We start from the raw sequence: 20,509 nt of genomic DNA, 5'->3' as shown, positions 1-20,509 counted from the left end.
TCCATGTCATTGACCGTGCTGCAGGAGGCGAAACCGCCCTTCATCCCGGAGGGGGCGCAGGCGATGACCATCGTCATCGAGTACCCGCCGGGCGACCCCGGCACCCCGCCGCACCGCCACCCCGGACCGGCCTTCGGCTACGTCCTGGACGGCGAGATGGTGTTCGAGCTCGAAGGCGAGCCGCCGCGCGTCGTCCGCGCCGGCGAGGCGTTCTGGGAGCCGGGCGGCGACGTCATCCACTACCAGGACGGCAACAACCGCGCCGACATCCCGGTGCGGTTCACCGTCACCATGCTCTGCGAACCGGGCCGGCCGATGGTCGACCTCGTGGACGAAGAAGAACTCCGGGCGAAGGGATGGTCGAGGAAATGAAGATCGCCGTCATCGGCGGGACCGGGCTGATCGGCTCCCGAGTGGTCACGATCCTGACCAAGAGCGGGCACGAAGCGGTCCCGCACTCGCCGTCGACCGGGCTGGACCTGCTCACCGGGCAGGGCCTGGCCGAGGCGCTGGCCGGCGCCGAGGTCGTCGTCAACCTGACGAACTCGCCGACGTTCGACGACGCCTCGCCCGCGTTCTTCCGGACGACCATGGACAACCTGCTGCAGGCAGCGGACGCGACCGGCGCCGGGCACGTGGTCGTCCTGTCGATCGTGGGCGCGGACCTGGTGCCGGACCTGGTCTACTACCGCGCCAAGGTGCTGCAGGAGGAGATCCTCAAGGCTGGGCCGCTGCCGTACTCGATCGTCCGCGCCACGCAGTTCTTCGAGTTCGTGGGCGCGGCGATGTCCTGGACGTCCGACGAGAACACCGTCCGCCTGCCCGCGACGCGCGTCCAGCCCATCGCGGCGGACGACGTCGCCCAGGCGGTGGCCGACGTCAGCATGGGCGCTCCCCTGCGGGGCACCCGGAACATCGCCGGACCGGAGGTGTTCACGCTCGACGAGCTCGGCCGGATCACCCTCGCCGCGCAGGGTGACCGGCGCCGCGTCGTCGTCGACGACCAGGCCGGCCTGTTCGCGGCGGCCTCCGGCGACGCCCTCGTCGCCAAGGACGGGGCGGTCCTCGCGAACACCACCTACCGGGAGTGGCTGGCGCGGTGAGGTGACCGGGCCCGCACGGCAGCCGCGGTGCGGGCCCGGTCAACGGCGGTGCCAGCCGCCCAGCTTCGCCGGGTTGAGGACGATCCAGAGCGAGGTGATCCCGGCCCCGGCCGTCTCGATGCCGGCGACCGCGACGGCGCGCGAGGCGTGGCGCAGGACGAGCCCGGCGCGGCCGTTGACGGACTCGACGGTCAGCTCGGCACCCGCTCGCCCGCCCAGTACCTCGATGACCAGCCGGGCAACCTCCGTCGCGCCGCGCACCGGCCCCGCCGGCGCGAGCACCAGGCCGCCGCCGTCGCACGTCGCGACCGCGTCGTCGCCGAGGACGGCTTCGAGCGCGGCGCTGTCCCGTCGGCGGCAAGCCGCGGCGAACCGGCGCACGGTCGCGTCATGCGGGTCGAACACGGATTCCTCCCGCCGGCGGGTCAGTCCGGGACCCGCACCGCCTTGTTCTTTCCGGGGTTGACCAGCCACAGCAGCTGATCGATGCCCTCGGCGGTGGCGCTGACCGTGAGCAGGCCGTACACGCCGCCGTCCTGCAGGAGCACGGCGGCGGTCTGCCCGTTGGCCTGGGTCCACCGCACGTCGATCTCGTCCCAGAACCAGGTCGAGATGGCTTGCAGGAACTTCGCCACCCGCACCGCGCCCACGACCGGCGTGCGGGCGACCCCCTTCCGGCCGTTGCCGTCGGACAGGCTGGTCACGTCCGGTGTGAAGAGCCGTTCCAGCGCGCTCAGGTCGCCCGACCGGGCGGCGGCGAGGAACGCGGTCAGCAGCTCCCGCTGCTCGGCCGCGGTCACCGGCGCGTGCCGTTCGCTCGCGAGGTGCTTGCGGGCCCGGCTGACCAGCTGGCGCACCGCGGGTTCGGTCGAGGACAGGATGTCGGCGATCTGCGCGTAGGAGTAGTCGAAGGCTTCCCGCAGCACGTAGGCGGCGCGTTCGTTCGGGGTGAGCTTCTCCATCAGCAGCAGGGCCGCGAATTCCAGGGCCGCCCCGCGTTCGGCGCCCAGGTACGGGTCCGCGCCGGTGTCGACGGGTTCGGGCAGCCACGGCCCGACGTAGGTCTCGCGCCGGTTCCGCGCCGACTGGAGGACGTTGATCGCCAGCCGGGTGGCGGTCGTCGCCAGGAACGCTTCCGGGTTGAGCACCGCGGAGCGATCGCAGGTCTGCCACCGCAGCCAGACGTCCTGCACCAGGTCCTCGGCCTCGGTGGCGCTGCCGAGCATGCGGTACGCGATCCCGAACAGGCGCGGCCGCACCCGCGTGAAGGCCGCCGTGGCCGCCTCGAGCTCACTCGCGTCGCCGGCCACCCCGGAATCCGCCACTCCACACCTCATCGTCGTCTCGCGAGCTCCGTCGGCCCGACCACTCTACGAGGCAGGCCGCCGAACTCGCCGCCCATATCGGCGACATAACTTCGGGTGAGCCTACGTGTCATAAACTCTCGGTGAACAACCGGATCGCCAAGCCGCCGAAAATCGCTGCGGAAAGCTCCTTGAGCCGACGCTGGAACTTCGGTTTCCGGAGCAGCAATGCGGAGAATGTTCCGGCAGCGATCCCGACCGTGCCGTCCATGACGATACCGATGACGATCAGCACCGTGCCCAGCGTCAGTATCTGAGCGGATACCGCCCAGCCGCCCGGCGTGAGGAATTGGGGCACGAAGGCCAGGTAGAAGAGAACGACCTTCGGGTTCGCGAGGTTCGTGAACACCGCCGACACGTAGGTCCTGCGCAACGTGGCCCGCGCGCCCGCGCGCAGCGCGAAAGGCGTGGCCGATTTCCTGGCCGACACCAACGTCGTCACCGCCAGGTACAGCAGGAAAACCGCGCCGATGATCTTCACCGTCCCGAGCGCGGCGGGAGCCGCCCGCAAAAGGGCGCTCAAGCCCAGCGCGGCGGCCACGGTGTGGACGACCGTGCCGCTGGCCATCCCCAGCGTGGCGGCGATCCCCCCGCGGCGCCCGCCGGCGATTCCGTGGGCGATCATGAACATCATTCCCGGCCCCGGTACCAGGTTGAGCACCACGCATGCGCCGGCAAAACCGAGGATCAGTCCCAGGTCCATCAAGTCATCAAAACACCGGTACGGCGCTATCGGAACCCCTGCTCACCCTCGACGGGTGGTGAACTCCCATTCGGCAACGCCGCCATCCGTGGCCGGGTCCATTCATCGTGGAAAGCTGTCCGACGAAATCCGTAGAGGCTGTATCCCGGACGACGCGACCCGAATCTCCGGCCTTCTCGTCGGCGTCGGAGTCGAGCTGGTCGAAGTGGGAATCGCCCGCCGTGACGGACCAGACCTCGGATGATCGACCGGGTCCCTCGCGGCCATCGGCCGGCCGGATCGTCAGGTTCGGTTGTCCCTCTCACCGCAGGCGGGAGGGACAGCGCCGGCGGCGACGTGGCGCCGCTCGAAGTCGATCACCGAAGAATCGGTGTTCGAGCCGGGCTGGCTGCCCGGCACCGCCTGCGGGAGGCGACCGCCGAGCTGCTGGAACGCGCAGGCGCGTCGTGTACTCGGGACGCAGAGGAGGCGCCGCTTCGACATAATCGCCCCATGCCGTTGTTCGACTACTTCCGTGCACCCGGCGCCGACGCGGTGCAACGGGCGATGGACGTCACCGACGAGTGCTCTCCGATGGGCGAGGTGTTCGACGGGGTCGAAGCGAAGGGAGTCGATCCGGCGGTCGTTCTGGGCATGCTGATCGCGGCGGTCCGGCAGGTGCCGTGGCGCCCGGACCTCGTGAGCGAAAAGCTGGTCTGGCCACCAGGCGGCGAACCGGATCCCGGCCACGAGGGCCCGTGGGTGACCGAGCTGAACGAGTCGGCCCGCGATGCGCTGGCCGAGGCCGGCGATCTGCCCCGTGTGGCGCGGGAGTGGGCCCGGATCGAAGAACTGGGCGGCCGCGTCGGCGTGGCGGAGGCGCAGGCGTTCATCGAGACGATGGTCGAGCTCGCGCGGCGGGCTCGGGAAGCCGATGAGCTCCTGTTCTGCTGGATGAGCCTCTAGCCGCTCCGGGTGGCCAGTGGCCCTCACCCAAAATCGACCGCGGGCATGAAGAAACCCCTCCGCCTGCCGCAACGGCGTGATCGAAGGGGTTCTGCGAGAAAGTGGAGCTAAGGGACTCGAACCCCTGACCCCCTCACTGCCAGTGAGGGTCGATCATCGCCCTGACCTGCGGTGATGGAGAATCGCCTAGTCAGATGATGCGCCGTGCTCGCTGATCCGAAGCGGCGGTGCCACCCCAGGGGACGGGGTGGCACCGCCGCTTACGGTCAGCTTTCCGCGACGCAGAAGGTGTCGTCCGGCCGCTTCCCGCTCACCAGGTACTCGGTCACGAGCGAGTTCCCGCACTTGCTGGGCGTGAACAGGTAGGCCCCGTGCCCACCCTGGTCGATCGTGATCATCCGGGCGCGCTCGCCGAACGCCGCGCGCAGCTTGCGGGCCCCGGACAACGGCGTCCCGGGGTCACGCTGGTTTTGCACCATCAGCACGTTCGCCGGGCCGTGGCCGGTGATCCGCACCGGCGGCTCGGCCGGCGGGGCCCAGTACGCGCACGCCGCGATGTTCGCGCTCGCCGCGCCGAGCAGCGGGTAGCGGATCCGGTCGACGGCGACGTCCAGCTGGTAGCTCGCGATCGAGCGCGGCCACGCCGAGTCGCCGCAGATCACGGCGAACCGGGACGCCAGCAGGTTTTCCACCCCGGTCACCGGTGCCTCCGGCGGCTTCGGGGCTCGGCCCTGGTCGAGCCCTTGCCAGTCCTCGGCCAGCTGTGTCAGGTCCGTCACGTACAAGCCCTCGAACGTCAGGCCGCGGAAGACCGAGCCGGTGACGCCCTCGACCGGCTCGTGGTCCAGTCGCGCCGCCAGCTCGTGGAACTTGGCCGTCACCTGGGCGGGCGTGGTGCCGAGCCCGTACTCCGGGTGTGCCGCGGCGAACTTCGCGAAGTCCGGGAACCGGTCCTGCATGCCCCGCGCGAACCCGCGCATCGCGTTGATGTCGTAGCCGCCCGGGCCGAGGCTGCTGTCCAGCACGAACCGGTCGCTGCGCTCGGGGAACAGCGTCGTGTACACCGCGCCGAGGTACGTCCCGTAGGACGCGCCGAGGTAGGACACCTTCGCTTCACCGAGCGCCGCGCGGATGCGGTCCATGTCCCGCGCGGTGTTCGCCGTGGTGACGTACGGCAGCATCGCCCCGGTCTTCGCCTCGGCGCACTGCTTGGCTTCCTGCTTCGCCAGCGCGGCTTGCTTCACGACGTCGGCCGGGCCGTTCGCGTACGGCAGGTTGCCGACCGCGATCTGCTCCGGCTTCAGGTCGCACGTCACCGGCGTGCTGTGCGCGACCCCGCGCGGGTCGAACCCGATGATGTCGTAGGAGTCGAGCACTTCTTGGGGCAGCTTCACGTACTTCAGCAGCTGCGGGTAGTCCAGGCCACCGCCGCCGGGGCCGCCCGGGTTGGTCAGCAGCACGCCCCGCCGCTTCTCCGGGTTTTTGCTCGGCAGGCGCGACACGGCGACGTCGATCGTCCGCCCGCCCGGATCCCGGTCGTCCAGCGGGACTTTCAGGGTCGTGCACTGCAGGTCCGGCGTCGGGAACGCCCCGGCGGGACACGGTCCCCAGTCCACGGTGTTCGGTGCGGCGGATGCCGCGGGGACGGCGGTCGTCGCGCCGAGCACGGCGATCGCGGCCACCAGCAAGGCTTTACGCATCGGAATTCCTTTCGTTCGCACCGCGCTCAGCGGCGCGGTTCCCAGCGGAAGAGCCGCGTCGCCAGCACGACCGCGACGAAGACCCAGGCCAGGGTCGGGGCGAAGAGAAGCAGGGAGCCGGCGGCCGGTTTCCCGCCGTTCCACGCGTCGAGCACCAGCTCGGCCGCCGAACCGCCGGGCAGCAGGCGCTTGAGCAGCGTCAGCTCGCCGGTGCCGGTGAGGCCGACCCAGCCGGCCACGGCGATCACGCCGACGCTGATCGGCAGCGTGGTCACCTGCGCGTGTTCCGGCGAATTCGTCAGCCCGGCCGTGGCCAGGCCCAGCGCAAGCATCATCACCACGGTGGCCACGACGGCCGCGGCCAGCAGAGGCGGATTCGCCGGCTTCCCGGTGACCACGGCCAGCACCGCGAGCAGCACGGCGATCTGGACCACCGCGATCGCGGTGACCGGCAGCAGCAGCCCGCCGAGGATCCCGGCGTCACCGGCCGCGGTCGAGCGCAGGCGCTTGAGGAACAGGTTCTGGCGGCGGGCGGCCAGCGTCGTCACCGTGGTGGTGTAGAGGCCGATGCCGAGCACGAAGAACAACGTCAGCGTCGCGATGTAGCCGAGGCTGCCCACCTCGGTGAAGATGTCGTGCCGGGCGATGAAGAACGCGCTGAGCGCCGCCGGCAGCACCAGGGCGGTGACCAGGACGAGCCGGTTCCGGAAGAGCTGGATCAGCTCGCCGCGAGCGATCGTCAACATGGTTCCTCCTCTCAAGAGTTTTCGATGGCGCGGAAGACGTCGTCGAGCCGCGTCGGCCCGGCCTGCAGGTCGAGCAGCTCCACGGCCTGGTCCTGCGCCCAGGCGAGGAGCGTGTGCAGGTCCTTCTGCAGGCCGAAGGTTTCGACGAGGAACTTTCCGTCCACGCCCCGCGTGGCTAGCAGTGGCGGTGACGGCGCGTGAGCCGGGAGTCCGAAGTGGATGGTCGAGGGCAGCGTCCTGGTCAGTTCGGCGACGGTGCCTTCGCGGTGAAGGGCGCCTTGGTGCATGAGCCCGATGCGGTCGGCGCGTTGCTGGGCTTCCTCGAGGTAGTGCGTGGTGAGCACGACGGTCGAGCCGTCCTCGCGCAGCCGGTCGACGGCGTCCCAGAGCGCGTCCCGCGACTGGATGTCGAGCCCGGTGGTGGGCTCGTCGAGGAAGACCAGCTCGGGCGTGCCGTAGACGGCGGTGGCGAAGTCGAGCCGTCGCTTTTCCCCGCCCGAGAGCTGCCCGACCTTGGTGCCCGTCTTGCGGGTCAGGTCGACGACGCCGAGCACGCGTCCGACGTCGTCGTGCCGCTCGGTGAGCCGCCCGATCAGGCCGACGGTCTCGCGCACGGTCAGGTCGGCGGAAAACCCGCTCTCCTGCAGCATGATCCCCATCCGCGGGCGGACGGCGGCACGGTCGCGGGGGTCCTTGCCGAACACCCGCACGGCCCCCGAGGTCGGTGCGCGGTGACCTTCGACCGTCTCCAGGGTCGAGGTCTTTCCGGCGCCGTTCGTGCCGAGCAGGGCATACAGCTCCCCGCGATCCACCTGGAACGAAAGGTCTTTCACGGCGGGGAAGCCGCCGTAGGTGAGGGTGAGGCGATCGACGTCGATGACCGGTGTCGTGGACATGCCTCGAATTCCAGCGTGGATCGGCGAGGCCCGGCAGTGCGGCGACGTCACCCGGATACATGACGTGGTGTCACTGGTGGTGCCCGCTCAGCCGGATACGCTCGGCTGGTGGAGGTGCCGACGATCGCGCGCAGGACGTCCTGGACCGGCGGGAAGGTCCAGGAACGGCTGCGCCGGCTGAACCTGATCACGACCGTCCCTCCGCTGGCGCTTGTCGGCGTGTTCCTGCTGCTGGCGACCGCCCGGTCCTGGTGGCAGCTCGTCATCCAGGTCGCAGGGCTGCTCGCGGCGCTGGCGACGGCTGAACGCTGGACCGCGGGTGACTACCTGCGCGTCGCGCGGCCGAGCCTGGCCGTCACCGCGGTGGTGTGGCTGGCCGGGTCGCTGACCGACGACACGGCCGCGTTCTTCGGGCTGTCCGTCGTGGGGTCGTACCTCATTCCGCCGCTGCCCCGCCGCCGGCTCGCCGCGCTGGCCGGGCTGACGGTCCTGATCGCGGGGCTGGGCGCGGCGAACGTCCTCGTGCACGACGACCGGATCGGCTGGCGGCTGTTCCAGTTCGCCGCCGTGCCCGCGGTCGCCATGCTGGTCTCGACCGGGTTCATGTTCGTCAGCCAGCGCTTCTTCGACCTGATCGCGGAGCTCGAGCAGTCTCGCGAGCGAGAAGCGGACCTCGCCGTCACCCGGGAGCGGGTGCGCTTCGCGTCCGACCTGCACGACATCCAGGGGCACACCCTGCACGTGGTGAAGCTGAAGGTGGCGCTGGCCGAGAAGCTGCTGGACCGCGAGCCGGATCGGGCGCGCGAGGAACTGCGTGAGGTGCACGACCTGGTCGGTGACACCATCGACCGGACCAAGGAACTCGCCTACGCCCAACGGCGGCTGAACCTGTCCGCCGAGCTGGAGAACGCCAAGAACCTCTTCGAGGCCGCGGGGATCCACGTCCGCGTCACGCGCGAGTCCGAGGTGGACGCCGCCGCGGGCGAACTGCTCGGCCAGGTCCTGCGCGAGACGACGACCAACATCCTGCGGCACGCCGAAGCCCACCAGGTGGGAATCACGCTCACCCGGAGGGGGATCGCGATCGTCAACGACGGCGCCCCGGACACCGGCCCGCTCGAGCTCGGCGGGCTCGCGGTGCTCCGGCAGCGCTTGGCGGAGCACGGCGCCGAGCTGGAAGTCTCGCACTCCGGCGGCCGCTTCCGCACTGCGGCGGCCTTCCCCGCGCCGAAGGAGGCCCGACGATGACGACGGTGGTGCTCGCCGACGACGAAGCCCTGCTCCGCAAGGCACTGGCCGCGCTGCTGCCGCTGGAAGGCGAGATCACGGTGCTGGCCGAGGCCGAAGACGGCGAAACGGCAGTCGCGGCCACCCTCGAACACCGGCCGGACGTGCTGGTCATCGACCTTGAGATGCCCCGCGTGGACGGGCTCGGCGCGGTCGAGGAGATCCGCCGGGCCCGGCCGGAGCAGGTGATCCTGATGCTGACCCGCCACGCTCGTCCCGGCGTGCTCCGGAAGGCGCTGAAGCTCGGCGTCCAGGGCTTCGTCAGCAAGGCAGCGGAACCGGCCCACATCACCTCGGTGATCAAGACCCTGCACGCGGGCAAGCGCTGGATCGACCCGGACGTCTCGGCCCTCGCCGTCGTCGACGACTGCCCGCTGACCGACCGCGAGCTGGACGTCCTGCGTGCGACCCGCGAGGGTTTCTCGGTGGCCGACATCGCCGGGCAGCTGCACCTCGCGGAGGGCACGGTCCGCAACTACCTGTCCAACGCGATGCAGAAGACCCAGACCCGCACCCGCCACGAAGCGGCCCGATACGCCCGTGAGCACGACTGCGCGACGCCATCGATCGGCTGAACTGATCAAACGGGAGACCTGGGGCCGGTTGTTCCTGCAGGTGTGAGGTTGCGGTGGGTGGTCGGGCCGCTGCGAAATTTCGCGAACGGCGAAGCAACGCAGCCCGCTATATATCGTCTTCTGATATATGTGGACCCATGGCGGAGCGAAGCATGTCCGAGCAGACGTTCCTGGTGCTGATCGCGCTGGCGGACGAGCCGCGGCACGGCTACGGAGTCGTCCAGCGGGTACAGGAGCTGTCCGAGGGACGGGTGCGACTGCGGGTCGGCACCCTCTACGGCGTGCTGGACCGGCTGGTCGCCGACGGCTGGGCCGAGCACGACCGGGAGGAGATCCACCAGGGCAGGCTCCGGCGCTACTACCGGCTGACCGGGGCGGGCAGCACGGCACTGGCCGACCAGACCCGGCGGCTGGCCGCGAACGTCGATACCGCCAGCAGGGTGCTGCGGGCCCGCGGCCAATGGCCCCGGGCAGCGGAGGTGCGGGCATGATCGACGTCGAGACCCAGTACCGCGCCCTGGTGCGGGTGCTCCCCGCGTGGTACCACGCCGAACGCGGCGACGAGATCGTCGACACCCTCCTCGAACTGCACGGCGAGCGGGCCCGCGCGGCACTGTGGACCGAACTGTGGGCCCTCCTGGCCCTCGGTGTGCGCACCCGGCTCGCGGGCCGGGCGGCACCTGCCCGCACGGTCGCACTGGGCGACCTGACGCGGGTGGGTGTACTCCTCGGCCTGCTCTGGGACGTGCTCAAGTCCGCGGCCCACGCCGGCAACGAACTCTGGCTCATGATCGCGCGTCCTGGCGCGGACCTGCCCCCGCTCCTGCACGTCGCACTGAGGTCCGAACTGATCAGGAACCTCATCCTGCTGGCGGCCGCCCTGCTCCCGCTCGCACTGTTGGTGGACGGGTGGCGCCGCGCGGCGCGGATCGCCGCCGGGGCGGTACTGGCCGCCGGCTCGCTCTGGGGGCTGACCAGGTACTCGCTCGGTCTCGGCCCGGATCTGGTCGCGCACTACGCCCCGCAGTGGCTTCCGCTGGTGTTGTTGCTGCTGGCCTTCCACGCCGAGGCCCCGCTGCCGCCGGCGCGTCCGTGGTGGTGGGCCATCGGCGGAAGCCTGGTCTCCGCCGTGACAGCCGGATTCCTCTTCGCGGGCGACCTCAACGGGTTCGCCGGGCTGTCGCCGCTCGTCTGGCTGTGCATCATCGCTGGTGCCGGATGCCTGTTCCTGCGGCACGGCATCGGACAACGCGCGGCGCCGTGGACACTGGCGCTGGCCCTGTGCATCGCGCTGGCGGTGGCGCAGACCCTGGTGCTGAAGCGCTCATTCACCACTTTCGATGTGCTGGTGGTCGTCCAGATCAGCCTGGCCGGGCTGGTCGTGGCGGCCCTGACCGTCAGTGGAATCCGCGACTACCGTCGCGCCGTCGCGAATCGCTGAGCTTTCTTCTCCTTCCAGACAAGGATTTCTTCTAATGGAAACCATTCCTGTTGCGCCCTCGCGCGCCCTTTTGTCGTCGCTCGACGTACCACGGTCGCGGGCGAGAATCCGCTGGAACGGCCTGCTCGCGCCGGCCGCCGCGGTACTCATCGCGGTCCTGGGCTACCTGACCCGCTGGATCTGCGATGACGCGCTGATCTTCACCCGGATCGTCGAGCAGATCCTGTCCGGGAACGGCCCGGTCTATTCCGTGGGAGAACGCGCGGAAACTTCCACGAGCGCGCTCTGGCAATGGCTGCTCGCCCTCGCCGGATTCGTTTCCGGGCACACCGACACCTCGGCGATCTCCTGGATGCTCGGCCTGGCGCTGACCGCGGGCGGATTCGCCCTCGCGGTGGCCGCGACCCGGCGCCTGCACGACAGGCCCGGAACCTGGCTGCTGCCCGTCGGCGTCCTCGTCCTGCTCGCGCTGCACCCGGTCTGGCAGTACGCGACCTCGGGCCTGGAGACCGGGCTCAACACGTTCTGGATGGCGGCGTGCTGGTGGCTTCTGGTGCGGCTGCGGGGAAACACGTCGGGCAAGGCGATCACCGGCGCGGCACTGGTCATCGGGCTCGGCCCGCTCGTCCGGCCGGAACAGGCGCTGGTCGCCGCGGTGTTCCTGGTCGCGCTGTGGCTGCTGGTGCGGCCGGGCCCACGGGTGACGCTGGCGGCGGCCGGGGCGGCGGCCGCGCTGCCGCTGGGTTACGAGATCTTCCGCATGGGCTACTACGGCATCCTCGTCCCGATGCCCGCGATCACGAAGAACGCCGACGCGTCGAGGTGGGCCCGCGGCTTCACCTACCTCACCGACTTCGCGGACCCGTACCTGCTGTGGATCCCGCTGGTACCGGTCACGGTCATACTCGCGCGGCTCCTGCGGCGGCCGCGCGCGGACCGGAGCGGCCTGCTGGTCACGCTGACCCCGGTGGTGGCGGGCCTGCTGCTTCTGGTGTATGTGCTGAAAGTCGGCGGCGACTACATGCACGCGCGCATGCTGCTGCCGTCGCTGTTCCTCGTGCTGCTGCCGGTCCTGGTGCTCCCGCGTTCGCGGACCACGGGGGTGCTCACGCTGGTCGTCGTGGTGTGGGCGCCGCTGTGCGCCGTGCTGGCCCGGTACCGGGAGGAGCCCGCCGCGGTGCGCTCGATCGACGACGAACGCGCCTACTACCACGCGTGGACCGGCCGCGAGCACCCGACGGATTCCACGGACTTCACGCCGAGACAGCGGAACCTTCGAGACGCGGTGGCGGACGCGGTGAACTCCGGTCGACGGGTGCTGATCTACCAGGGGCCGCACGACGAGATCATCACCGCCCCGTTGCGCGCGGACCTGCCGGGGAAGGCGGCGGTGCTCGGTGTGTACCTCGGCACGGTCGGCATGCTGGCACCCGTCGACGTCCGGATCGTCGACTTCTGGGGGCTGAGCAACCCGATCGGCGCCCGGTTCGTTTTCCCGGAGGGCAAACCCGGTCATTCGAAACCGCTGAGCAACGCCTGGCTCGTCGCCGACTACGCGGCCCCGGAGGAACCGGTTTCGCCCGTGGGCAACTTCGCTTTCCGCGACGAGGTCACGCCCGCGCAGGTGGCCGCCGCCCGGCACGCACTCAACTGCGGCGACCTCGCGGAAGTCCAACGTTCGACCCGGGAGCCGCTGACGTTCAAGCGCTTCTGGGACAACCTGACCGGCGCGGGGCACCGGACCCAGGTCACCATTCCGCCGGATCCCTTCGAAGCTGAGCGAAAATTCTGCGGACGACCGTGAACCAGGAAGCAGCACCCGGGCCACCATCCAGGAGCCTTGCCGGAGGTGCGTGGCGAACGGATCGTCTCGACGCCCTGCGTGACAGCGACGGACGGTCAGCCCACGATCGTACCGGAGCGGGCGCACGGTCAATGTCGCACGGCGATGCACCAGCACCGCCGGCCGGGTCGAGAATGCCCGGGTTGGTTCACTCGGTCACGCGCACCTCGTCCGCGAAATCGGCGCCGCAACACCTTCTCGTGCCGAACGTCCACTCGGGACGGTGAGACCGCGTTCGCCGCCGGCAGTACCATCTCCCGGTGCGCACGGGCTTCCCGGAGCTGGGAATCGACGGTCAGCGGAAGAGGCGGAAGAACCCGCGCACCTGCTCGACCAGCGAGTCCGGCTGCTCCAGGGCAGCGAAGTGGCCCCCTCGCGGCAGTTCGTCGAACCAGCGCAGGTCGGTGAACCGCAGCTCGGCCTCCCGCCGCCGCCCGCTTCGCCCACGACCTCGACGACGGCGGTGTCGGTGTCGGTGATCAGCATCTCGAGTGCGGAGCGGACCAGGCGGCGGTGCGGACCCCGATGCCATCGGGTGGTCGGTCCGGCCGACCGGGAGTGCGCAACGGTCAGCGAACCATCGCCGAAGTGCTGCGGCCAACCGGCGACGGCTACCACGCCCTCGTCAGCCACGACAGTGACCTACTAGCCGCTGCTAACCGACGTCTCCGGCGTCGCAACCAACGACGGGGCACAGGTCATCCAGTGGACCGCCGACGGCGGGACGCCCAGTTGCAGCCTGAAAATTTCCCGGGGGTTGCCCTCTTTGAAAGTTTCGCGGGATCGCGCTCTTCTTTCGTCGCAAGCCATAGACATGTTTGACACCACGAGTCGACCCCGCTTATCGTTCTGTCGAACCGGTTCGAACACGATTGCTTACCGACCGATGCCCTGCTCCGCGGGCATGGAGCCGGTAGACGAGTCCATAGTGGACCTCTCCATTTTGGCGCCCCGGTAGGTAGTGACGATGGGTCCGATGATCGGTGTATCACCGTAGACGCGACACCCCCGAAAGGGGTTTCTTGATGCGTCAGAACCGCCCTCGCACGCTATCCCGGCGCTTCGCCCGCGCAGCGCTGGCCGGCGCCACACTCCTCGCGATCATCGACACGGTACAACCCGCCGCCGCAGGACAGCCGGCCGTCGCAACACAGCCGGCCCCCGCGGCCGCAGCTGCCGGCGCCGCCGCGATCGCCTCGGTCGACCTGGCCGGGACGTGGAGTTTCACGCCGGCGGGTCGGGGGGCGACCTCGATCACCGTGCCCGGCGGCGGCTGGTACAAGCAGGGCTTCACCGACGTGAACGAGGCGGTGTACTCGCGCACCATCACCGTGCCCGACTCGGGTCAGCCGCAGTCGACGTGGATCGAATTCGGTGCGGTCAACCACCAGGCGACGCTGTCGGTCGACGGCCGGGTGGTGGCGACGCAGACCACGTCGTTCACGCCGTCGAATTTCGACATCACCGCCTACGCGGCCCCCGGTAGCACCCACACGATCAGCGTCGCCGTGAAGGGCCGCGGCGCGTTGAAGGCGTCCAACGGCCGGTACCTGGTGCCCGACGCCGCCGACTGGTCCGAGGCGGTACCGCAGGGGATCTTCCGGTCCGCGTTCCTGCGGACGTACCCGGCGGTGTACGTCAGCGACACATTCGTGCGTACGTCGGTGGCGAACAAGACGTTGAGCTACGACGTGTCGGTGCGCAACACGTCGGGCAGTTCCCGGTCGGTGACGTTGACCGGTTCACTGTCGTCCAGCAACGGGACGGCTTTCAGCTACCCGGAACTGCCCAGCCGTACGGTCACCGTGGCGGCCCAGTCGACCGTGACCGTGACCGTCGGGCCGGTCGCGTGGAACCTCGACAGCACCTCGTACTGGTGGCCCAACGTGCCGTACCGGCCGGGGTACCGGGCGCAGCTGCACGGGCTGAAGGTGCATGCCGTCGCCGATGACGGGCACACCAGCGACGCCACGTACCGGTTCGGGTTCCGGGAGACCACCCAGAACGGTGACTACTACTACCTCAACGGCGTGCGCGTGAACTTCCGCGGCGACAACCTCCAGGGTGCCGACTATGACCGGATCAACAACGGCGGCAAGGGCGACGCTTACGACACCCTGCCCGGCTTCCTGCCCCCGTCGCCCGGCAACGGCGGCTGGCCGCAGGCGGTGGACAACTACCAGCGGCTGAACTACAACGTGGTGCGCATCCACCAGGAGCCCGCGAGCCCGTACATGGTGGATGTCGCCGACGAGATGGGCCTGATGATCATCGGCGAGACCGCGATTCGCGGCTCCTCCGGCAAGCAGGATTGGATCGCCGGGCACGACAACATGGTCAACCACGCCCGGGCGCTGGTCCTGCGCGACCGCAACCACCCCGCGGTCATCCGCTGGAGCCAGGTCAATGAGCCGAACCAGAGCGGCCAGGATTCCGAACAGTTCGAGAAGGACCTGTACGCGGCGATCAACGGCAACGACGGCACCCGGCCGGTCATCGCCGAGGTGGGCGTCGACGGGAATCTCAACGGGTATCCCGGGATGACGTACGCCAACTTCGCGGTGTTCCCGCACTACGTCGACGGCTTCGGCAGGTACGGGGAGGGCCTGAAGACCGTGAATGGGCGGCCCGACGGCGAGGGCGAGTACATCTGGCCGGCCTGCAACACCAAGCAGGGCTTCGAGTGGTTCGCCACGGCAACCCTGGCCAAGCGCGGCAAGAACGCCTCCGACCTGCGTCCGTACACGCTGCTGTCCGCCTGGGCCGGCGTCGTGCCCGGAGTGCGGACCACCGACTTCACCCCGGAGGAGGGCGGTCGCCCCGTCTACGGCGCGGACAACCTTTCGGCCCCCTGGAGCAACCCGCAGATCCAGCGCGTGCAGGCGGCGTTCAACCCGGTGGCCGCGGTCGACCTGCCGTTCTGGTCGGCCTCCGGCGTCTCGGACGCGAACGGCACCTTCCCGCTGCCGCAGGCCGTGCCCAACTACGCCCGGAACGCCACGGTCACCCGCAACATCACCGTCTTCAACGACGACTTCGCCGACACTTCGGTGGGCTTCACCTGGACGGCGCGGCTCGACGCGCCGGACGGCGCGGTCGTCGCGTCCGGAAGCACGACCCTGACCGTCCCGCTCGGCTCGCGGGTCACCCAGCCGGTGTCCTTCACCACCCCGGCCACCGGCAACCGCGTGTACCTGCAGCTGTCGACCACGAAGTCCGGTAGCCCCGTCTTCACCGACGCGGTGGAGTACTTCAACCTCGCCGGAAGCGGCGGAGACGGACCCGCACCGGGCACCTACCGCATCGTCAACCGCAACAGCGGCAAGCCGCTCGCTGTCGCGGGCAACTCCACTGCGGACGGTGCGAAGGTGGTCCAGCAGAGCGGCACCGCCACCTGGACCATCGCCACGACCTCCGACGGCTCCTACACCCTCCAGTACGTCCCGAGCGGAAAGGTGCTCGACGTCAACGCCAACAGCAGCACGGCCGGGCTGCAACTGCAGCAGTGGACGGCCAACGGCGGCACCAACCAGATGTGGTACCTGCGGTCCACCGGCAACGGCTACTACACCATCGTCAGCCACGACAGCGGACTGGTGGCGGACGTCAACGGTGCGGCGACGAGCGACGGGGCGCAGGTCGTGCAGTGGGCCGCCAACGGCGGGGCCAACCAGCAATGGCAACTGAACCGGGCCTGACCGGACGACCCGGTTCTCGCCTCCTCGCTTCGTGCCGCCCTGCAACGTGAGCCCTCGGTGGGTGAGGTGGCTGGTCGGGTTGGAGTAGCTGAAGAACGTGCCGTCGCGCAGGACTCGGGTGCCGATCGCGGTGGTGTCGGCGTGGATGCTGGCGACAGGGCCCCCGAAGCCGACGGCGACTGGGGTGTGGGCGTGGCGGTGGGTGGCGGGCAAACCGACGCTGGCGTTGAGCACGGCGGCGACGGCCAGAACGAGCGTTGTGGCTCCAATGCGCGGGCACCCGGGCGCTCAAATACCTCAACCTCGATGGTCGGCAACCGCCACACAACACGGCTGGCAGGGTGCAGTAACGCTTGCCAAAGACCCCGATCCGACTGTCCGTCGCGACTTCAGGGAAAGAGTAGACGAAAGTTGGCGGGCCGCCGTCGTGGAAAAGCGGAACGCGAACCAGTGCCCGTCGCAGCGGATCAGTTGTCCCGAGAAGATCGCCGGAATCGACTCCGCGCTCGCCGATCTGGTGGACTGGCTGGCGCGCGACCTGGCAACCGGCGGTGGCAGTCCGGTCGGAACACCACCCGGAACAGAAAAGTGGAAGTCGCCGAAGCGGGGGATCACCTGAACCGTCCGAGCGGGTGGTGGCTGCCCATCATCTGGACAACCGGGTCATCGAGACCTACTCCCACGTCGCCCCGGAGGTCGAGCAGCGGCTGCTCGACGATCTCGAGCGCCGCTGGCGCATGGCGGCACCACTGCCGCCGACGCCGTCACCAAGTGTGGCCGACGGTGCGCGGACGGCGCCGGTTGTCCCCTGGGTCGGTGCTCCAGTTTGCCCCACCAGGAGCACAAGATCACGCCGCAAGCCGATCACTGCTGATCGAACCGGGAACGCAGAAAACCCCTCCGACCAGCCACAACGGCTGAAACGAAGGGGTTCTGTGAGAAAGTGGAGCTAAGGGGACTCGAACCCCTGACCCCCTCACTGCCAGTGAGGTGCGCTACCAGCTGCGCCATAGCCCCGAAGCGAAGGTGAACTCCGCATCTCGTATGCCCATACAGTACACCCCGCCAAGACCCACTCCGCACGGGGGTCCCCACGCTACCTCCGAGCTACCCACATCCCCCTGACCAGCACATTCACACCTTATTTTTAGTCCTGTATTGACGCCCGACTGTGGCCGCCGTTACATTTTGCGCGGTTGTGACGCCGAGGTCCCCGCCCGTTACGCCGCGTCTCCGAGACCGGGCACGCCTCTGCCGTTTCCTGCTCTATGGACGCCGCCACGTGCGGCAGAGGAGGTCTCGATGAAGACGAGACGGCGGGTGATGACACTGCTCGCAGCAGCGTCAGTCCTGACAACGAGCCTGACCACGACCGCGGACGCCGCGGTCACCCCCGACGGCTGGTACACCGTGGCCGCCGCGAACAGCGGTAAGTGCGTTGATGCCCGGGCGGCCGGGACCGCCGATGGGACCGTCGTGCAGCAGTACACCTGCAACCAGACCGGCTCCCAGCAGTGGCAGTTCCAGTCCACCGGCGACGGTTACTTCCGCGTCAACGCCCGGAGCAACCCCGCCGCGACCTGGGACGTCACCGGCGTCTCCGCCGCCGATGGCGGGCTCCTCCAGCTTTGGACCTACTCCGGCGGCGCCAACCAGCAGTGGCAGGCCGTCGACGAAGGCAACGGGCGCTACCACTTCGTCAGCCGCAACAGCGGTAAGTGCCTCGACGTCCCCGGGGCCTCCGCCGCCGACTCGGTTCAGCTGCAGCAGTACACCTGCAACGGCACCGGGGCCCAGTCCTTCATGCTGACCCCCGTGAACACGAGCCAGCCGGGCCAGCCGGACTTCGGGCCGAACGTCGTCGTCTTCGACCCGTCCATGCCGAGCTCGGCCATCCAGAGCCGGCTGAACAGCATCTTCGCCCAGCAGGAGCGCAACCAGTTCGGCAGCCAGCGCTACGCCGTGATGTTCAAGCCCGGCACCTACGCCAACGACGTCAACGTCGGCTTCTACACGCAGGTGCTGGGCCTTGGGCTGAGCCCCGACGCCGTCACGATCAACGGTGCCGTGCACGTCGAGGCCGACTGGTTCCCGCCGCAGAACGCCACGCAGAACTTCTGGCGGGGCGCCGAAAACCTGTCCGTGACCCCGGCCGGGGGCGCCGACCGCTGGGCGGTCAGCCAGGCCGCGCCCTACCGCCGCATGCACGTCCGCGGTGACCTGCAGCTCGACGACGGCGGCTGGGCCAGCGGCGGCTGGATCTCCGACACGAAGATCGACGGCCAGGTCCGCTCCGGCTCGCAGCAGCAGTGGATCTCCCGCAACTCGCAGTTCGGCAGCTGGAACGGCGCCAACTGGAACATGGTCTTCACCGGCGTCCAGGGCGCGCCCGCCAACACCTTCCCGGCCCCGCCTTACACCACGGTCGGCCAGACGCCGGTCGTGCGCGAGAAGCCGTTCCTCTACATCGACAGCGCCGGCAAGTACCAGGTCTTCGTGCCCGGTGTGAAGACCAACGCGTCCGGCACCAGCTGGGCCAACGGCGCCGCCCCCGGCACGTCGCTGCCCATCGACCAGTTCTACATCGCGAAGCCCGGCGCCACCGCCGCGGACTTGAACGCCGCGCTCGCCGCGGGCAAGAACCTGCTGGTCACGCCCGGTGTCTACCACCTGAACCAGACCCTGCGCGTCACCCGTCCGGACACCGTCGTGCTCGGCCTCGGCATCGCCACGCTGATCCCGGACAACGGCATCACCGCGATGACCGTGGACGACGTCGACGGCGTCAAGCTCGCCGGCCTGCTGGTCGACGCGGGCACGACGAACTCGAACACGCTCATGCAGGTCGGCCCGGCCGGCTCGGCCGCGAACCACGCGGCGAACCCGACGTCGCTGCACGACGTGTTCTTCCGGATCGGCGGCGCCGCCGTCGGCAAGGCGACGACCAGCCTGGTGGTCAACAGCAGCAACGTGATCGGCGACCACATGTGGATCTGGCGCGCCGATCACGCCGAGCGCAACGAATACGTCGGCTGGACCACCAACACCGCCGACACCGGGCTCGTCGTGAACGGCAACGACGTCACGATGTACGGCCTCTTCGTCGAGCACTACCAGAAGACCCAGGTCATCTGGAACGGCAACGGCGGCCGGACCTACTTCTTCCAGAACGAAATGCCCTACGACGTGCCGAACCAGGCCAGCTGGATGAACGGGTCGACACCGGGCTTCTCCGCCTACAAGGTCGGCCCGAACGTCACCAGTCACGAGGCGTGGGGGCTGGGCAGCTACTGCTACTTCAGCACCAACCCGTCGGTGGCCAGCGCTCACGCGTACGAGGCGCCGAACACGCCGGGTGTCCGGTTCCACGACATGGTGACCGTGTCGCTCAACTACCAGGGCACGATCACGCACGTGATCAACAACACCGGACCGGCGACGCCGTCGGGCACCAAGGCCGTCAACCTGGTGAGTTACCCCTGAATCACCGGCGTGCGCCGTGGTGGCGGCCGCGGCGCACGCCGGTCCTTTGTGGATACACCCGAACGGGGTGTTCGGGGCGCCGGACGGGGTAATCGTCGCGATACTGAGGTGTCCAAAAGCTGAGGTCCCCATCGATCCGGGAGCGGCAGATGACCTCCTTCGCAGCGTTCACCGTCGTCGAACCCCGCCGGGCCTGGCCGATCGCCGCCGTCCGCGGCGTGTTCGCGGTGCTCTTCGGGCTCTTCGCGCTGATCTGGCCCGGCGCCACCGTGCTCGTCCTGGCGATCCTGTACGGCGTGTACGCGATCGTCGACGGCATCGGCGGCCTGATGCAGGCGTTCCGCCCGGGTGACACCGCGCACCGCGTGGCCTACGGCGTCCTCGGCGCGCTCGGCGTCGTCGCCGGGATCCTCGTGCTGGTGTGGCCGGGGATCACGGTACTGCTGCTGGCCCTGCTGGTCGGCTTCTGGGCGATCATCACCGGGATCGCCGAGATCGCCGCGGCGATCCGGCTGCGCAAGCAGATCAAGGGCGAGGCGTTCCTCGTCGCGGCCGGCGCGATCTCCGTGCTCGCCGGCGTCCTCATCGTGATCCACCCGATCGCCGGCGCGTACGGCATCGCGCTGCTCGCCGGGATCTACGCGCTGCTGTACGGCATCGTGCTGCTGGTGCTGGCGTTCCGGCTGCGCAAACTAGGGGACGGGAAACTCGCCGCCTGAGTATCG

Annotated in this window: 18 protein-coding genes, 2 tRNA genes and 1 pseudogene; 12 read left to right on the top strand and 9 right to left on the bottom strand. The window is 69.5% G+C overall.

Going from position 1 to position 20,509, the window contains the following annotated elements; genetic code table 11:
• Positions 1-3 precede the first annotated feature (3 nt).
• Together Q5425_RS37515 and Q5425_RS37510 are read left to right on the top strand one after the other, a co-directional pair.
• Positions 4-372: a cupin domain-containing protein gene (locus Q5425_RS37515; protein WP_308677145.1), complete on the top strand. Its 369-nt coding sequence runs from the start codon at positions 4-6 to the stop codon at positions 370-372.
• Positions 369-1,103 (top strand): SDR family oxidoreductase, encoded by a 735-nt coding sequence (locus Q5425_RS37510; protein ID WP_308677144.1) that lies wholly within the window; start codon positions 369-371, stop codon positions 1,101-1,103. The genes Q5425_RS37515 and Q5425_RS37510 overlap by 4 nt, the downstream gene beginning before the upstream one ends.
• Positions 1,104-1,142: 39 nt before the next feature.
• On the opposite strand, the gene Q5425_RS37505 is transcribed toward Q5425_RS37510, so the two are convergent.
• The 3 genes from Q5425_RS37505 to Q5425_RS37495 form a co-directional block, all read right to left on the bottom strand.
• Positions 1,143-1,508, bottom strand: coding sequence for a hypothetical protein (locus tag Q5425_RS37505; RefSeq protein ID WP_308677143.1), 366 nt, complete (start codon positions 1,506-1,508; stop codon positions 1,143-1,145).
• Between the two features lie 20 nt (positions 1,509-1,528).
• Complete coding sequence (locus Q5425_RS37500; protein ID WP_308677142.1) at positions 1,529-2,428, bottom strand: RNA polymerase sigma-70 factor; 900 nt, start codon at positions 2,426-2,428, stop codon at positions 1,529-1,531.
• Between the two features lie 109 nt (positions 2,429-2,537).
• Complete coding sequence (locus Q5425_RS37495; RefSeq protein WP_308677141.1) at positions 2,538-3,170, bottom strand: LysE family translocator; 633 nt, start codon at positions 3,168-3,170, stop codon at positions 2,538-2,540.
• Positions 3,171-3,662: 492 nt separating this feature from the next.
• Between Q5425_RS37495 and Q5425_RS37490 the strand changes: the two genes are divergently transcribed.
• A complete protein-coding gene (locus Q5425_RS37490; RefSeq protein WP_308677140.1) occupies positions 3,663-4,115 on the top strand; it encodes a hypothetical protein in 453 nt (150 codons plus the stop codon).
• Positions 4,116-4,217: 102 nt separating this feature from the next.
• Here Q5425_RS37490 and Q5425_RS37485 read toward each other — a convergent pair.
• From Q5425_RS37485 to Q5425_RS37470, 4 genes are all read right to left on the bottom strand, one after another.
• Positions 4,218-4,285, bottom strand: a tRNA-Ala gene (locus tag Q5425_RS37485).
• Positions 4,286-4,381: 96 nt separating this feature from the next.
• Positions 4,382-5,815 carry an alpha/beta hydrolase gene (locus Q5425_RS37480; protein ID WP_308677139.1) on the bottom strand — a complete coding sequence of 478 codons (1,434 nt, stop codon included), beginning with the start codon at positions 5,813-5,815 and terminating at the stop codon, positions 4,382-4,384.
• Between the two features lie 26 nt (positions 5,816-5,841).
• On the bottom strand, positions 5,842-6,561 hold the full coding sequence (locus Q5425_RS37475) for an ABC transporter permease (protein WP_308677138.1): 720 nt from the start codon (positions 6,559-6,561) through the stop codon (positions 5,842-5,844).
• An 11-nt stretch (positions 6,562-6,572) separates the two neighbouring features.
• Positions 6,573-7,457 (bottom strand): ABC transporter ATP-binding protein, encoded by an 885-nt coding sequence (locus tag Q5425_RS37470; RefSeq protein ID WP_308677137.1) that lies wholly within the window; start codon positions 7,455-7,457, stop codon positions 6,573-6,575.
• 108 nt (positions 7,458-7,565) lie between these two features.
• Here Q5425_RS37470 and Q5425_RS37465 point away from each other — a divergent pair, with 108 nt between their 5' ends.
• The 5 genes from Q5425_RS37465 to Q5425_RS37445 all read left to right on the top strand — a co-directional run bounded on the left by Q5425_RS37465 (position 7,566) and on the right by Q5425_RS37445 (position 12,564).
• Positions 7,566-8,705, top strand: a complete 1,140-nt coding sequence (locus tag Q5425_RS37465; protein ID WP_308677136.1) for a histidine kinase — start codon at positions 7,566-7,568, stop codon at positions 8,703-8,705.
• Positions 8,702-9,319 (top strand): response regulator transcription factor, encoded by a 618-nt coding sequence (locus Q5425_RS37460; RefSeq protein ID WP_308677135.1) that lies wholly within the window; start codon positions 8,702-8,704, stop codon positions 9,317-9,319. The genes Q5425_RS37465 and Q5425_RS37460 overlap by 4 nt, the downstream gene beginning before the upstream one ends.
• A 152-nt stretch (positions 9,320-9,471) precedes the next feature.
• Positions 9,472-9,810 carry a helix-turn-helix transcriptional regulator gene (locus Q5425_RS37455; RefSeq protein WP_308677134.1) on the top strand — a complete coding sequence of 113 codons (339 nt, stop codon included), beginning with the start codon at positions 9,472-9,474 and terminating at the stop codon, positions 9,808-9,810.
• Positions 9,807-10,760: a hypothetical protein gene (locus Q5425_RS37450; RefSeq protein ID WP_308677133.1), complete on the top strand. Its 954-nt coding sequence runs from the start codon at positions 9,807-9,809 to the stop codon at positions 10,758-10,760. The genes Q5425_RS37455 and Q5425_RS37450 overlap by 4 nt, the downstream gene beginning before the upstream one ends.
• 34 nt (positions 10,761-10,794) lie before the next feature.
• Positions 10,795-12,564 carry a hypothetical protein gene (locus Q5425_RS37445; protein WP_308677132.1) on the top strand — a complete coding sequence of 590 codons (1,770 nt, stop codon included), beginning with the start codon at positions 10,795-10,797 and terminating at the stop codon, positions 12,562-12,564.
• A gap of 334 nt (positions 12,565-12,898) precedes the next feature.
• Here Q5425_RS37445 and Q5425_RS37440 read toward each other — a convergent pair.
• Positions 12,899-13,033: pseudogene (locus Q5425_RS37440) on the bottom strand (epoxide hydrolase); the annotation flags it as partial.
• A 595-nt stretch (positions 13,034-13,628) separates the two neighbouring features.
• Here Q5425_RS37440 and Q5425_RS37435 point away from each other — a divergent pair.
• Both Q5425_RS37435 and Q5425_RS37430 read left to right on the top strand, forming a co-directional pair.
• A complete protein-coding gene (locus tag Q5425_RS37435) occupies positions 13,629-16,301 on the top strand; it encodes an RICIN domain-containing protein (RefSeq protein WP_308677130.1) in 2,673 nt (890 codons plus the stop codon).
• Between the two features lie 118 nt (positions 16,302-16,419).
• A complete protein-coding gene (locus Q5425_RS37430; protein WP_308677129.1) occupies positions 16,420-16,920 on the top strand; it encodes a hypothetical protein in 501 nt (166 codons plus the stop codon).
• A 325-nt stretch (positions 16,921-17,245) separates the two neighbouring features.
• Here Q5425_RS37430 and Q5425_RS37425 read toward each other — a convergent pair.
• Positions 17,246-17,318: transfer RNA gene (locus Q5425_RS37425), tRNA-Ala, on the bottom strand.
• A gap of 285 nt (positions 17,319-17,603) precedes the next feature.
• On the opposite strand from Q5425_RS37425, the gene Q5425_RS37420 reads away from it, so the two are divergent.
• Together Q5425_RS37420 and Q5425_RS37415 are read left to right on the top strand one after the other, a co-directional pair.
• Positions 17,604-19,784 (top strand): RICIN domain-containing protein, encoded by a 2,181-nt coding sequence (locus tag Q5425_RS37420; RefSeq protein WP_308677128.1) that lies wholly within the window; start codon positions 17,604-17,606, stop codon positions 19,782-19,784.
• Positions 19,785-19,933: 149 nt separating this feature from the next.
• Positions 19,934-20,503 carry an HdeD family acid-resistance protein gene (locus Q5425_RS37415; protein WP_308677127.1) on the top strand — a complete coding sequence of 190 codons (570 nt, stop codon included), beginning with the start codon at positions 19,934-19,936 and terminating at the stop codon, positions 20,501-20,503.
• Positions 20,504-20,509: the final 6 nt, after the last annotated feature.

The sequence above is a fragment of the Amycolatopsis sp. A133 genome (assembly GCF_031082405.1).
Lineage (GTDB): Bacteria > Actinomycetota > Actinomycetes > Mycobacteriales > Pseudonocardiaceae > Amycolatopsis.
Note: the sequence above shows the minus strand (reverse complement) of the source record. Positions and strands in the feature narration are given on the sequence as shown.

Excerpts from the sequence above, each read along its gene's own strand:
- Q5425_RS37415 (WP_308677127.1), top strand. The coding sequence starts at position 19,934 with ATGACCTCCTTCGCAGCGTTCACCGTCGTCGAACCCCGCCGGGCCTGG.
- Q5425_RS37475 (WP_308677138.1), bottom strand. The coding sequence starts at position 6,561 with ATGTTGACGATCGCTCGCGGCGAGCTGATCCAGCTCTTCCGGAACCGG.
- Q5425_RS37470 (WP_308677137.1), bottom strand. The coding sequence starts at position 7,457 with ATGTCCACGACACCGGTCATCGACGTCGATCGCCTCACCCTCACCTAC.
- Q5425_RS37490 (WP_308677140.1), top strand. The coding sequence starts at position 3,663 with ATGCCGTTGTTCGACTACTTCCGTGCACCCGGCGCCGACGCGGTGCAA.
- Q5425_RS37445 (WP_308677132.1), top strand. The coding sequence starts at position 10,795 with ATGGAAACCATTCCTGTTGCGCCCTCGCGCGCCCTTTTGTCGTCGCTC.
- Q5425_RS37495 (WP_308677141.1), bottom strand. The coding sequence starts at position 3,170 with ATGGACCTGGGACTGATCCTCGGTTTTGCCGGCGCATGCGTGGTGCTC.
- Q5425_RS37460 (WP_308677135.1), top strand. The coding sequence starts at position 8,702 with ATGACGACGGTGGTGCTCGCCGACGACGAAGCCCTGCTCCGCAAGGCA.
- Q5425_RS37435 (WP_308677130.1), top strand. The coding sequence starts at position 13,629 with ATGCGTCAGAACCGCCCTCGCACGCTATCCCGGCGCTTCGCCCGCGCA.
- Q5425_RS37510 (WP_308677144.1), top strand. The coding sequence starts at position 369 with ATGAAGATCGCCGTCATCGGCGGGACCGGGCTGATCGGCTCCCGAGTG.
- Q5425_RS37455 (WP_308677134.1), top strand. The coding sequence starts at position 9,472 with ATGTCCGAGCAGACGTTCCTGGTGCTGATCGCGCTGGCGGACGAGCCG.
- Q5425_RS37450 (WP_308677133.1), top strand. The coding sequence starts at position 9,807 with ATGATCGACGTCGAGACCCAGTACCGCGCCCTGGTGCGGGTGCTCCCC.
- Q5425_RS37515 (WP_308677145.1), top strand. The coding sequence starts at position 4 with ATGTCATTGACCGTGCTGCAGGAGGCGAAACCGCCCTTCATCCCGGAG.
- Q5425_RS37480 (WP_308677139.1), bottom strand. The coding sequence starts at position 5,815 with ATGCGTAAAGCCTTGCTGGTGGCCGCGATCGCCGTGCTCGGCGCGACG.
- Q5425_RS37420 (WP_308677128.1), top strand. The coding sequence starts at position 17,604 with ATGAAGACGAGACGGCGGGTGATGACACTGCTCGCAGCAGCGTCAGTC.